11 protein-coding genes and 1 pseudogene are annotated in these 12523 nt (G+C 69.6%); 10 read left to right on the top strand and 2 right to left on the bottom strand.

Going from position 1 to position 12523, the window contains the following annotated elements:
* Positions 1-51 precede the first annotated feature (51 nt).
* From pruA to ABZ532_RS27220, 8 genes are all read left to right on the top strand, one after another.
* Positions 52-1683, top strand: coding sequence for an L-glutamate gamma-semialdehyde dehydrogenase (gene pruA, locus ABZ532_RS27255; protein ID WP_361289144.1), 1632 nt, complete (start codon positions 52-54; stop codon positions 1681-1683).
* 134 nt (positions 1684-1817) lie between these two features.
* Complete coding sequence (locus ABZ532_RS27250) at positions 1818-2057, top strand: hypothetical protein (protein ID WP_361289141.1); 240 nt, start codon at positions 1818-1820, stop codon at positions 2055-2057.
* Between the two features lie 66 nt (positions 2058-2123).
* Positions 2124-2429: a hypothetical protein gene (locus tag ABZ532_RS27245; RefSeq protein WP_361289138.1), complete on the top strand. Its 306-nt coding sequence runs from the start codon at positions 2124-2126 to the stop codon at positions 2427-2429.
* A 232-nt stretch (positions 2430-2661) separates the two neighbouring features.
* Positions 2662-2823, top strand: coding sequence for a hypothetical protein (locus ABZ532_RS27240; protein ID WP_361289285.1), 162 nt, complete (start codon positions 2662-2664; stop codon positions 2821-2823).
* A gap of 113 nt (positions 2824-2936) precedes the next feature.
* Positions 2937-3977: a 3-isopropylmalate dehydrogenase gene (locus ABZ532_RS27235; RefSeq protein ID WP_361289135.1), complete on the top strand. Its 1041-nt coding sequence runs from the start codon at positions 2937-2939 to the stop codon at positions 3975-3977.
* Between the two features lie 278 nt (positions 3978-4255).
* Entirely contained in the window at positions 4256-5344 is a 1089-nt protein-coding gene (locus tag ABZ532_RS27230; RefSeq protein WP_361289132.1) for a branched-chain amino acid aminotransferase, read from the top strand.
* 463 nt (positions 5345-5807) lie between these two features.
* A complete protein-coding gene (cimA, locus tag ABZ532_RS27225; protein ID WP_361289129.1) occupies positions 5808-7439 on the top strand; it encodes a citramalate synthase in 1632 nt (543 codons plus the stop codon).
* An 83-nt stretch (positions 7440-7522) separates the two neighbouring features.
* Positions 7523-8890 carry a hypothetical protein gene (locus tag ABZ532_RS27220; protein ID WP_361289126.1) on the top strand — a complete coding sequence of 456 codons (1368 nt, stop codon included), beginning with the start codon at positions 7523-7525 and terminating at the stop codon, positions 8888-8890.
* A 155-nt stretch (positions 8891-9045) separates the two neighbouring features.
* On the opposite strand, the gene ABZ532_RS27215 is transcribed toward ABZ532_RS27220, so the two are convergent.
* Complete coding sequence (locus ABZ532_RS27215; RefSeq protein WP_361289280.1) at positions 9046-9666, bottom strand: YceI family protein; 621 nt, start codon at positions 9664-9666, stop codon at positions 9046-9048.
* Between the two features lie 493 nt (positions 9667-10159).
* Between ABZ532_RS27215 and ABZ532_RS27210 the strand changes: the two genes are divergently transcribed.
* Both ABZ532_RS27210 and ABZ532_RS27205 read left to right on the top strand, forming a co-directional pair.
* A complete protein-coding gene (locus tag ABZ532_RS27210; RefSeq protein WP_361289122.1) occupies positions 10160-11743 on the top strand; it encodes an acyl-CoA carboxylase subunit beta in 1584 nt (527 codons plus the stop codon).
* 21 nt (positions 11744-11764) lie between these two features.
* The gene (locus ABZ532_RS27205) at positions 11765-11965 is read left to right on the top strand and encodes an acyl-CoA carboxylase epsilon subunit (protein WP_361289119.1); all 201 of its coding nucleotides are present in this window, start codon (positions 11765-11767) and stop codon (positions 11963-11965) included.
* 456 nt (positions 11966-12421) lie between these two features.
* Here ABZ532_RS27205 and ABZ532_RS27200 read toward each other — a convergent pair.
* Positions 12422-12523 (bottom strand): annotated as a pseudogene (locus ABZ532_RS27200) (ATP-binding protein); the annotation flags it as partial.

The raw sequence follows: 12523 nt of genomic DNA, 5'->3' as shown, positions 1-12523 counted from the left end.
GGGCCCCAGGACTGAGCCCTCCCACCCCTCTCAAAAGGAGCAACGGAACTCATGGACGCTGTGACCCAGGTCCCCGCCCCGGTCAACGAGCCGATCCAGGGCTACGCCCCCGGTTCGCCCGAGCGCGCCCGCCTCGAGACCAAGCTCAAGGAGCTGGCCGAGAACCCGATCGACCTCCCGATGACCATCAACGGCGTGCAGCGGATGGGTGGCGGCGAGGAGTTCAAGGTCGTCCAGCCGCACAACCACCAGGCCGTCATCGGCACCTTCCGCGGCGCCACCCAGCAGGACGCGCAGGACGCGATCGACGCCGCTCTCGCCGCCGCCCCGGCCTGGCGCGCGCTGTCCTTCGACGACCGCGCCGCGATCATCCTGCGTGCCGCCGAGCTGCTGGCGGGCCCCTGGCGCGAGACGATGGCCGCCTCGACCATGCTGGGCCAGTCGAAGACCGCCCAGCAGGCCGAGATCGACACCCCCTGCGAGCTGGTCGACTTCTGGCGGTTCAACGTCGCCTACGCCCGGCAGATCCTGGCCGAGCAGCCCCCGGCCAACTCCCCGGGCGTGTGGAACCGTCTGGACCACCGCCCGCTGGAGGGCTTCGTCTACGCGATCACCCCCTTCAACTTCACGGCGATCGCGGGCAACCTGCCCACCGCCCCCGCCCTGATGGGCAACGTGGTGGTCTGGAAGCCGTCCCCGACGCAGACACACGCCGCCGTGCTGCTGATGCGGCTGCTGGAGGAGGCCGGTCTGCCCAAGGGCGTGATCAACCTGGTGACAGGCGACGGCATCGCCGTGTCCGAGGTGGCCCTCAACCACCCGGACCTCGCCGGTATCCACTTCACCGGCTCGACCAGAACCTTCCAGCACCTGTGGAAGACGGTCGGCAACAACATCGAGAAGTACCGCTGCTACCCGCGCATCGTCGGTGAGACGGGCGGCAAGGACTTCGTCGTCGCCCACCCGAGCGCCGACCGTGCCGTCCTGAAGACCGCGCTGACCCGCGGTTCCTTCGAGTTCCAGGGCCAGAAGTGCTCCGCGTCCTCGCGTGCGTACATCCCGGCCTCCATCTGGAACTCGGGCTTCAAGGAGGAGTTCGCCGCCGAGGTCGACGCCATCAAGATGGGCGATGTCACCGATCTGACCAACTTCGTCGGCGCCGTCATCGACGAGCGCGCCTTCGCCAAGAACAAGGCCGCGATCGACCGCGCCAAGGCCGATCCGAGCTGCACGATCGTCGCGGGCGGCACCTACGACGACTCTGTCGGCTACTTCGTCCGCCCGACCGTCATCGAGTGCACCGACGCCGGGAACGAGGTGTTCACGACCGAGTACTTCGGCCCGATCCTCGCGGTGCACGTCTACGAGGACGAGAAGTACGACGAGATGCTCGCGCAGATGGAGTCGGTGTCGGCGTACGCGCTGACGGGCTCGATCATCGCCGGTGACCGTGCCGCCGCGGCCGACGCGATGGAGAAGCTCCGCTACGCCGCGGGCAACTTCTACATCAACGACAAGTCGACCGGCGCCGTCGTCGGCCAGCAGCCCTTCGGCGGCGGCCGTGCCTCCGGTACGAACGACAAGGCCGGCGCCCCGCAGAACCTGATGCGCTGGACGCTGACCCGCGCGATCAAGGAGACGCTGGTCGCCCCGACGGACTACACGTACCCGCACATGGGCTGACGCCCACGCGGCCCTCGGGGCCGCCCTGAACCCCGCCCTCGGCCGGTCTCCCCCCGTACCGGCCGGGGGCGGCTCACGTTCACCGGGCTTAGGCTGCTGGGGAAGGCAGGGGGGCGACGCCGAGGAGGCTCACCATGCCCGGTTCCACGACTCTCGGCCCCGGCCACGGGGTCGACGCGATCGACCACGTCGATGCCCGGCGGCTCGCGTCCGTCATGAGGGACCTGCACCGGCTGCTGGACGAGGCAGGGCCGCACCGGCTCACGGATCCGCAGGTCGCCGCGCTGTGCGGTGCGCAGGCGCACAGCCGTGAGGAGTTCACCGGCTGGGTGGGGCGGATGGCCGCGTACCTGGAGAAGGTCACCTCGACCTAGGCACCGCAATTTGGTCACCACGATGCGGTCACGGCGGCGAGGTCACCACGACGGGGGGTACCAGGCGTGCACGAGCAGTTCGAACTGCTTCCGGGGGAAGGTGTCGTCCTGCCGCGCGATGCGGGCCTGCTGTGCTTCGGCATGTCCGAGTGGGAGGCCCAGTGGGTGGTCGCCACCCTCCGCGATGTGCGCGAGACCTGGGTCTGCGGGGCCCGGTGGGCGTGGCGACCGAAGCCCTCGGTACCTCCGTGGTCCCCGGCGTCCGGCTGGACCGCGGGCCTGGCCGGGAAGTGGTCCTGCGGGCTCCTGGATACCTGCGCGGCGTCAGCCTGTCGGCGCTGGTCTGTGAGCGCCTGCGGTGACCTGCGGTGATGCTTCTGGCTGAGCGGTTTCGACGAGCTCTGCTCCGAAAGGGCGTCTCAGATAGTAGGAAGTCCGACTAGTTGTAGAGACACGGCGCTCCCGCTCCCTTACTTTTGTAGAAGCCGAACGTCTCGCTCGATCCAGCGAATGGCGGTCGCGAGCCGGTGCCCTGATGCAGGCAACCCCTGCGGCCCGCTCCCCGCCCCTTCCGGCCCCTCGTAGACACGCCATGCGGTTCCGCATGGCTCTTGATCTCAAGGAGTCGATCACCATGTCCGAGACGAACATCCGCCGCCGTGTCCGCCACACCCCGCGTGTGAGCGACGCCGACCGCAAGAACGCCGCCGCCGCTCTCCAGCGCGCCCTGGACCGCAGGGACAACGGCGGTTCCACCGGCCACTGAGACGCCGTCAGGGAGACTGCCGGATGCAGGCCGGAGCGATGTCCTCCGCAAAAACCGCGTCCGCATGATGGACAAGGCGTGTCATGAGCTGGGACGGGGAGTACGGTGCCGTTATGTCTCGCAGCCTCAATCTCGCAGTGATTCCCGGTGACGGCATCGGCCAGGAGGTCGTGTCCCAGGGCCTCAAGGTCCTCGCGGCCGTGCTCCCTGAGGACGTGAAGCTGGAGACCAGGGAGTACGACCTCGGAGCCCAGCGCTGGCACCGCACCGGGGACACCCTCCCCGACACGGAGCTCGAAGCGCTGAAGCAGCACGACGCGATCCTGCTCGGGGCGGTCGGTGACCCGTCCGTGCCGTCCGGAGTGCTGGAGCGCGGGCTGCTGCTCAAGCTCCGTTTCGCCTTCGACCACTTCGTCAACCTGCGTCCGTCGAAGCTCTTCCCGAACACGGCGACCCCGCTCGCCGGCTCCCCCGACATCGACTTCGTGGTGGTCCGCGAAGGCACCGAGGGCCCGTACACCGGCAACGGCGGTTCCCTGCGCACCGGTACGCCCGCCGAGGTCGCCACCGAGGTCAGCGTCAACACCGCGTACGGCGTCGAACGGGTGGTCCGTGACGCGTTCGAGCGGGCCGGGGCGCGCCCTCGCAAGAAGCTGACGCTGGTGCACAAGAACAACGTCCTGGTCCACGCCGGCCACATGTGGACGAAGATCTTCAACCGGGTCGCCCAGGAGTACCCCGAGGTCACCACCGACTATCTGCACGTCGACGCCGCGACGATCTTCCTCGTCACCCAGCCGCAGCGCTTCGACGTGATCGTCACCGACAACCTCTTCGGTGACATCCTCACCGACCTCGCCGCCGCCGTGACCGGTGGTATCGGGCTGGCCGCGTCCGGCAACATCAACCCGACCGGCGCCTTCCCGTCGATGTTCGAGCCCGTGCACGGCTCGGCGCCGGACATCGCGGGCCAGGGCAAGGCCGACCCCACGGCCACGGTGCTGTCCGTCGCCCTCCTCCTGCGCCACCTCGGCTACGAGAACGAGGCCGTCCGCATCGAGGAAGCCGTCGCCGCCGACCTGGCGGAACGGGACGGAACCGCACGCACCACCGACGAGATCGGCGACGCGCTCGCCGTACGAGTAGCGGACTGACCCGTCGGCCTCCGATACTCCGAAGCCGCCGGGTCGCGCGACCCGGCGGCTTCTCCTGTGCGGCCTCCGGGTGCCACCATCAACCCATGGGCCGCACGCACACCGCTCCGTCCCTCGCTCCCACGCCCTGCGATAATCGGGCGTGGGGCCGCACGGTGCGGGGAAGCTCGGACGTCCGAGTACCGGTACCAGCAGTAACGGGCAGTATCGGAACAGCGGATGTTCCGGGCAGACGTGCAGGCGGTCCGTCACACACAAAAGGTGAAGGACACGCAGACATGACGACCATCCCGATCGAGCTCAAGCCCTCATCGAGTCCCCTGTCGGCCGCGGAGCGCGAGGCGATCCTGGCCAACCCCGGATTCGGCCGCCACTTCACCGACCACATGGTGACGATCAAGTGGACGGAGGGCCGTGGCTGGCACGACGCCCAGCTCACGCCGTACGCCCCGCTCTCGATCGACCCGGCGAACATGACCCTGCACTACGCTCAGGAGATCTTCGAGGGGCTGAAGGCCTACCGCAAGCCGGATGGCTCGGTCGCCCTCTTCCGCCCCGACGCCAACGCCCGGCGCTTCCAGGGCTCGGCCCGCCGGATGGCCATGCCCGAGCTGCCTGTCGAGACCTTCATCGACGCCTGTGACGCCCTCGTCCAGCAGGACATCGACTGGGTCCCGGCGCATGGCGGCGAGGACTCGCTCTATCTGCGCCCGTTCATGATCGCGAACGAGGTCGGCCTGGGCGTGCGCCCCGCCAACGAGTACCTGTTCATCGTCATCGCCTCCCCGGCCGGCGCGTACTTCCCCGGCGGGGTCAAGCCCGTCTCGATCTGGGTCTCCGAGGACCGGGTCCGCGCCGTCCCGGGCGGCATCGGCGACGCCAAGACCGGCGGCAACTACGCCGCGTCCCTGCTCGCCCAGGCCGAAGCGGCCGAGCACGGCTGCCCCCAGGTCGCCTACCTCGACGCCGTCGAACACCGCTGGGTCGAGGAACTGGGCGGTATGAACCTGTACTTCGTGTACGAGGACAAGATCGTCACCCCGGAGCTCACCGGCTCTCTCCTGCCCGGCGTCACCCGTGACTCCCTGCTCAAGCTCGCCCGTGACCTCGGCCATGCGTCCGAGGAAGGCCGGATCTCCATCGAGGACTGGCGGCGCGACAGCGAGAACGGCACGCTCCGGGAAGTCTTCGCCTGCGGTACTGCGGCGGTCATCACCCCGGTCGGCCGGGTCAAGTCCGCCGGCGGCGAGTGGACGCACGGGGACGGACAGCCCGGCAAGGTCACGATGGAGCTGCGCAAGGCGCTCCTCGCCATCCAGACCGGTGCCGCGGAGGACCCGCACGGCTGGGTGCACACCCTCGGCTGAGGCATGAACCGCTGACGTGCCAGGCCCGGACAGGCTTGGCGAAAGGCCCCGGCGCGTCCGCGCCGGGGCCTTTCGCCGTCAGAGGGTTGGTCGCGCGGCCGGTCCAGATCGGGGGCGGCGCCTGAGCGGCCTGCCCCTCAACACCGGGGTGACGGCGTGCCACGCGGGCGACCGTATCGTGAGACCTGTGTCCATGGCGGCGCCAGTTTGTGGCACACTGCGAAGGTGCTCGCATTCGCCATGATTATCGGCAGCAGCGCGCCGGTCCGCAGTGATCACTGACCAGGGCAGCACCCCTTGCGGCAGTGGCACCGTGCCCCAGACCCGCGCGCAGACCTCTCGCACCAGCGAGGGGTTTTTTCGTTTTCCGGCCACACCCCGGCCGAAGCGGGAAGCGCGCGACGATGGAGCAAGTGGAGCCAGAAGTTCCGGAGCCACTCTTCCGACAGGAGTCACCACCGCCATGACCACGACAGGCAACAGCCTCGATTCCAGGCCCGATGACAGCTTCCATGTCTTCGACACCACCCTGCGGGACGGCGCCCAGCGCGAGGGCATCAACCTGACGGTCGCGGACAAGCTGACCATCGCCCGCCACCTGGACGAGTTCGGTGTGGGCTTCATCGAGGGCGGATGGCCGGGCGCCAATCCGAGGGACACCGAGTTCTTCGCCCGGGCACGTGAAGAGATCGAGTTCAGACACGCCCAGCTGGTGGCCTTCGGTGCCACCCGCCGCGCCGGAGGATCCGCTGCCGAGGACCCGCAGGTCAAGGGGCTCCTCGACTCCGGCGCGCCGGTCATCACGCTGGTCGCCAAGTCCCACGACCGCCATGTCGAGCTCGCTCTGCGCACCACTCTGGACGAGAACGTCGCGATGGTCCGCGACACCGTCTCGTATCTGAAGGAGCAGGGCCGCCGGGTGTTCGTGGACTGCGAGCACTTCTTCGACGGCTACAAGGCCAATCCGCAGTACGCCAAGGCGGTGGTCCGTGCCGCGGCGGAGGCGGGCGCCGATGTGGTGATCCTCTGTGACACCAACGGCGGCATGCTGCCCGCCCAGGTCCAGGCCGTGGTCGCCACCGTGCTCGCGGACACAGGTGCCCGGCTCGGCATCCACGCCCAGGACGACACGGGCTGCGCGGTCGCCAACACCCTGGCTGCCGTGGACGCGGGCGCCACCCATGTCCAGTGCACCGCCAACGGCTACGGCGAGCGCGTCGGCAACGCCAACCTCTTCCCGGTCGTCGCCGCGCTGGAGCTGAAGTACGGCAAGCATGTGCTGCCCGACGGCGCGCTCCAGGAGATGACCCGGATCTCGCACGCCATCGCCGAGGTCGTCAATCTGACTCCCTCCACGCACCAGCCGTACGTGGGGGTCTCCGCCTTCGCGCACAAGGCGGGCCTGCACGCCTCTGCCATCAAGGTCGATCCGGACCTCTACCAGCACATCGACCCCGAGCGGGTCGGCAACACCATGCGGATGCTCGTCTCCGACATGGCCGGCCGGGCCTCCATCGAGCTCAAGGGCAAGGAGCTCGGCGTCGACCTGGGCGGCGACCGCGAGGTGCTCGGCCGGGTCGTTGAACGCGTCAAGGAGCGTGAACTCCGGGGCTACACCTACGAGGCGGCCGACGCCTCCTTCGAGCTGCTGCTGCGCCAGGAGCTGCGTGGTGAGGAAGTGGGCAAGCCGCGCACCTACTTCCGCACGGAGTCATGGCGGGCGATCGTCGAGGACCGCCCCGACGGCACGCACGCCAACGAAGCCACCGTGAAGCTGTGGGCCAAGGGCGAGCGGATCGTCGCGACCGCGGAGGGGAACGGCCCGGTCAATGCCCTGGACCGGGCGATGAGGGTGGGCTTGGAGCGCATCTACCCCCAGCTCGCCAAGCTGGAGCTGGTCGACTACAAGGTCCGCATTCTCGAGGGTCGCCATGGCACGGACTCCACGACCCGGGTGCTCGTCACGACCAGTGACGGCAGAGGCGAGTGGTCGACGGTCGGGGTCGCGGACAACGTGATCGCGGCGTCGTGGCAGGCGCTGGAGGACGCGTACACCTACGGACTGCTGAAGGCGGGAGTGGAGCCCGCGGAGTAGACAGGCAGGCAGGTTCCGGGAGAGGCCCAGAATAAATAGTCAAAATGTCGTAAATTGTGTCCCGATCGGGGTAGCGTCGGACTATGAGGACCAGGTCGTCCACCCTCCTGTCGGCGCTGTCGGCTCTCCCGGGGCTGGCACTCGTCCTGCTGCTTGCCCTGATTCTTGCCCCGGCTCCGGCCTTCAGCGCGAGCGTCAGGGCCACGGGTGTCACCGACGCCGCCCAGGCGCTCAAGCAAGGGCCCGTGTACGTCGATCCAGGGGCCCGGTCCCAGCTCTCCGAGGCCGAAGAGAAGGCACTCGCTCAGAAGATCAAGGACGCGGACAAGCCCGTCTTCGTCGCTGTGCTGCCCCAGAGCTCCGCTTATCCTGCGGACCGCGTGCTGGGCGAGCTGCGAGCCGCGACCGGGATCGCCGGTCTGTACGGAATCCGCCTCGGTGACGGCTTCAACGCGGGCGCGGACCGCGCGGTGATGCCCAGAGACGAAGTGCGGAGCATCGTGGCCGGTGTGAAGACGCCCGGCGTCGACGCCGCCACGGAGCTGAACAACTTCGTCGATCAGGCGCTGCCCGCCGTACGCGGCTCCGCCCCGGACACCTGGAACGGGGGAGGCGCGGGCAGGAGCTCCGCGGGCGCGCTCATCGCCATCGCCACGGTCCTTGTCCTGGGCGGCATCGGCACCTACGCCTTCGTCCGCCGCAGCCGCCACAGGCGTGCGGCAGAGGAACGGGCCGCGCTCGAGAAGCTGCGGGTGGTCGTGGACGAGGACATCACGGCGTACGGCGAGGAGCTGGACCGGCTGGACTTCCACCCGTCCGAGCCCGGCGCCGATGACGCGATGCGCGCCGACTACGAGCGCGCCCTCGACGCGTACGAGAAGGCCAAGTCCGCCATGGCCGCGGCTACCCGACCGCACGATGTCCGCCCCGTCACCGAGGCTCTGGAGGAGGGCCGCTTCGCGCTCGCCGTCCTCGCGGCACGCCGCGAGGACCGTCCACCTCCCGAGCGCCGGGCGCCGTGCTTCTTCGACCCGCGGCACGGCCCGTCGACGACCGACGTGATGTGGGCACCCGCCGCCATGGGCGCCGCACGCCAGGTCCCGGTCTGCGCCGCCGACGCGGCCCGGCTGGCCGATGGTGCGGACCCGATGGCCCGGCAGGTCGCGACGGACGCGGGCTCCCGCCCCTACTGGGAGGCCGGCCCGGCGTACGGCCCCTGGGCGGGCGGCTACTTCGGCGGCGGCATTCTGCCGGGGCTGCTGGCGGGAACGCTCCTCGGCAGCGCGCTGTCCACCCCGGCCTACGCGGCCGAGTACGGCGGTGAGGATTTCGGCGGCGACTTCTCGGGTGGGGACTTCGGCTCGTCCGACGGCGGCTTCGACGGCGGCGGCTTCGGCGGCGGTGGCGACTGGGGCGGCGGTGGTGGCTTCGACTCGGGTGGGGGCTTCTGAGCGCGCCAGATGTCAGCGCGCCCAAGTGTCAGCACGCCCAAGTGTCGGCACAGGCCGTCAGGGCCAGTAGTCCTTGGTACCGCCGAGCGCCCGCCCCTCCGCAGGTGGCGAAGTGGCGGGCGCGCTCGTGGACTGCGGGGCCGGGGGTGCGAGGGTCAGGCGGCGGCCTTGACGGCGGAGATGTCGAAGTTCAGCCGCACCTTGTCGCTGACCATGACACCGCCGGTCTCCAGAGCCGCGTTCCAGGTCAGGCCCCAGTCGGAGCGCAGGATTTCCGCGCTGCCCTCGAAGCCGACCCGCTCGGCGCCGTAGACGTCGGTCGCCGCCCCGTTGAACTCCAGGTCGATGGAGAGCGGGCGGGTGACGTCCTTGATGGTCAGGTCGCCGGTGATCCGGTACCTGTCGCCGCCGAGCTGCTCGGCCTGGGTGGAGCGGAAGCTCATCAGAGGGAACTGCTCGGCGTCGAAGAAGTCGCCGCTGCGCAGGTGGTTGTCGCGGTCCCCGATGCCGGTGTCGATGCTCGCGATCTTGATGTCGATCGTGGCGGTGGAGGCCGCCGGGTCGGAACCGTCCAGCTTCAGGCTGCCCTCGTGCTCGCCGAAGCTGCCGCGGACGTTCGTGACCATCGCGTGACGCACGGTGAAGCCGATGCTGCTGTGAGCCGGGTCGATGGCGTAGTCGCCGCTCAGCGCGGCGAGCGCGGGGTCCACCTCGCGGACGGCGGTGGCGGTGGCGGCGTTGGCCAGGTCGTTGTTCTTGCGGTTGAACAGGCCCATGGTGTGCTCCTCGGGGGACGTGATGGCCGGTGGCTGAGCGACCGTGCCGGCCACTCGTTGAAGCTTCAACAAGAACCACCATAAGGCCATTCCCGTTCAATGTTCAACATTCTCGCCGCGTGGATTCTCGTGCCGTCGCCGACCGGGCCCCCGGCCCGGTCGTGGGGCCGATCCGGTGAATGCCGCCCACGCCCGCGTTCTGTCGTGCGGCGCCTCCCGGGTACGCTCGCCGCCGTCGCTGCCGATCCTGGCCGTCTGGAGACCCCCGACAACGTGCGGGAGGTCGGGCGGGCGTGGGCTCTTTCGGCGTTGAGTGACCAACGGTTGACAGGGGGATGACGTCTTTGTCGAACCCCGACAATCCTGGACGGCGCTCTCCTGGCACTTGGGCTGCCCTGCCGGATGGTTCTGTCCGGGGGTGACAGGAGAACGGTCGTGAGACTGTACGGAGTCAACGGCAGGATTTTGTTGCCCGGGTCCGTAGGGTCAGTACATGACCGTTTTGGACGAGACCGCCGAGGCGCCCACCGACGCACGCGGGCGTGTGGCCGAGCTGCACGCCCTTCGCGAAGAGGCCCGGCGTGGCCCGAGTGAGCGTGCCACCGAGGCGCAGCACGCCAAGGGCAAGCTGACCGCGCGCGAGCGGATCGAGCTGCTGCTGGACGCGGGCTCGTTCCGGGAAGTCGAGCAGCTGCGGCGGCACCGGGCGTCCGGGTTCGGCCTTGAGGCGAAGAAGCCGTACACCGATGGTGTGATCACCGGCTGGGGCACGGTCGAGGGTCGTACGGTGTTCGTTTACGCGCATGACTTCCGGATCTTCGGTGGTGCGCTGGGCGAGGCTCACGCCACCAAGATCCACAAGATCATGGACATGGCCATCGCGGCGGGTGCGCCGCTGGTCTCCCTGAACGACGGCGCGGGGGCCCGTATCCAGGAGGGCGTCTCCGCCCTCGCCGGTTACGGTGGCATCTTCCAGCGCAACACGAGGGCCTCCGGCGTCATCCCGCAGATCTCCGTGATGCTCGGCCCGTGCGCGGGCGGCGCCGCCTACAGCCCCGCGCTGACCGACTTCGTGTTCATGGTCCGCGAGACCTCGCAGATGTTCATCACCGGACCCGACGTGGTCAAGGCGGTCACGGGTGAGGAGATCACCCAGAACGGACTCGGTGGCGCGGACGTGCACGCCGAGACGAGCGGCGTGGCGCACTTCGCGTACGACGACGAGGAGACCTGCATCGCCGAGGTGCGGTACCTGCTGTCGATGCTTCCGCAGAACAACCGCGAGAACCCGCCGCACGCCAGCACCGAGGACCCGGCCGACCGCCGCTCCGAGGCGCTGCTCGACCTGGTCCCCGCGGACGGCAACCGCCCCTACGACATGCACAAGGTCATCGAGGAGATCGTCGACGACGGCGAGTACCTCGAGGTCCACGAGCGGTGGGCGCGCAACATCATCTGCGCGCTGGCCCGGCTCGGCGGCCAGGTCGTCGGGATCGTCGCCAACCAGCCCCAGACCCTCGCGGGCGTGCTGGACATCGAGGCCTCCGAGAAGTCCGCACGTTTCGTCCAGATGTGCGACGCCTTCAACATCCCGATCGTGACCCTGCTGGACGTGCCCGGCTTCCTGCCCGGCGTCGACCAGGAGCACGGCGGCATCATCCGGCACGGCGCCAAGCTGCTGTACGCGTACTGCAACGCCACCGTGCCCCGGATCTCCCTGATCCTGCGCAAGGCCTACGGCGGCGCGTACATCGTCATGGACTCCCAGTCCATCGGCGCCGACCTCACCTATGCCTGGCCCACCAACGAGATCGCCGTGATGGGCGCCGAGGGCGCCGCCAACGTCATCTTCCGGCGCCAGATCTCCGACGCGGAGGACCCCGAGGCGATGCGTGCGCGCATGGTCAAGGAGTACAAGTCCGAGCTCATGCACCCCTACTACGCCGCGGAGCGCGGCCTGGTCGACGACGTCATCGACCCGTCCGAGACCCGCGAGGTGCTCATCCGCTCCCTCGCCATGCTCCGCACGAAGCACGCCGATCTGCCGTCCCGCAAGCACGGCAACCCCCCGCAGTAACCCACGAGGAGAACGCTGCACATGACCATGACCGCCGATTCCCTGCTCCGCGTCGAGAAGGGCAACGCCGAGCCCGAGGAGCTGGCCGCGCTCACGGCCATCCTGCTCGCCCGCGCTGCCACGCAGCCGGACGCCCCGGTGCGCGGTGGCCGCAGCACCGCAGGCTGGCGCCGGCTGGAGCGCCAGTCCGGCTTCCGTGCCCCGCACAGCTGGCAGGGCTGACACGACTTCACCGCACCACACTGAAGCCCCCGCTCGCACACGGTGAGCGGGGGCTTCGGCGTGAGCGGTTCCGCTGCGCGGGACTCTGTGCCGCGCGCTTGAAGTCGCCAAGCCAGGCGGCGGTGCGTGGTCCCGGTGCCGCGCGCACGCCCTCGGGGTCCGCGTCCACCGGCGGGGCCCGACCAGGACTCCTCGGTGACGGCCCAGGTGCCGCCTTCAGCGCCGACCTCGGCGGCTGCCCCGGGCAGTCGCACCCTGACCAGTCGCAAGCAGTCGTCGACCCCCTGCGACACACAGTGCTTCCTCGTCGGGGAACAGCCGGTACGGATACGACCGCGAGATCCCGCCTGGCCACCTTGGTGTTAGAGGTGCCGCGCAGAACGAGCGGGGTTCCGCACCCCCTGGGAGTGCGGAACCCCGCTCGCAGCAGAACGGTCCGGGCAGCCGGTGACTTCGCTACCGCAGTCGTGCCATGAGTGCGTGTTCGACGAGGGTGATGAGCGCGCTCTTGGCGTCGGCGCGGTGGCGGGCGTCGGTGGTGATGATGGGGGTGTCGGG

Source organism: Streptomyces sp. NPDC019396 (assembly GCF_040632375.1).
GTDB lineage: Bacteria > Actinomycetota > Actinomycetes > Streptomycetales > Streptomycetaceae > Streptomyces.
Note: the sequence above shows the minus strand (reverse complement) of the source record. Positions and strands in the feature narration are given on the sequence as shown.

What these genes read in the sequence shown, in the direction of transcription:
- ABZ532_RS27230 (WP_361289132.1), top strand. Translation starts at nt 4,256, where the DNA reads ATGACGACCATCCCGATCGAGCTCAAGCCCTCATCGAGTCCCCTGTCG.
- ABZ532_RS27220 (WP_361289126.1), top strand. Translation starts at nt 7,523, where the DNA reads ATGAGGACCAGGTCGTCCACCCTCCTGTCGGCGCTGTCGGCTCTCCCG.
- ABZ532_RS27205 (WP_361289119.1), top strand. Translation starts at nt 11,765, where the DNA reads ATGACCATGACCGCCGATTCCCTGCTCCGCGTCGAGAAGGGCAACGCC.
- ABZ532_RS27250 (WP_361289141.1), top strand. Translation starts at nt 1,818, where the DNA reads ATGCCCGGTTCCACGACTCTCGGCCCCGGCCACGGGGTCGACGCGATC.
- cimA (WP_361289129.1), top strand. Translation starts at nt 5,808, where the DNA reads ATGACCACGACAGGCAACAGCCTCGATTCCAGGCCCGATGACAGCTTC.
- ABZ532_RS27215 (WP_361289280.1), bottom strand. Translation starts at nt 9,666, where the DNA reads ATGGGCCTGTTCAACCGCAAGAACAACGACCTGGCCAACGCCGCCACC.
- ABZ532_RS27235 (WP_361289135.1), top strand. Translation starts at nt 2,937, where the DNA reads ATGTCTCGCAGCCTCAATCTCGCAGTGATTCCCGGTGACGGCATCGGC.
- ABZ532_RS27240 (WP_361289285.1), top strand. Translation starts at nt 2,662, where the DNA reads ATGGCTCTTGATCTCAAGGAGTCGATCACCATGTCCGAGACGAACATC.
- ABZ532_RS27210 (WP_361289122.1), top strand. Translation starts at nt 10,160, where the DNA reads ATGACCGTTTTGGACGAGACCGCCGAGGCGCCCACCGACGCACGCGGG.
- pruA (WP_361289144.1), top strand. Translation starts at nt 52, where the DNA reads ATGGACGCTGTGACCCAGGTCCCCGCCCCGGTCAACGAGCCGATCCAG.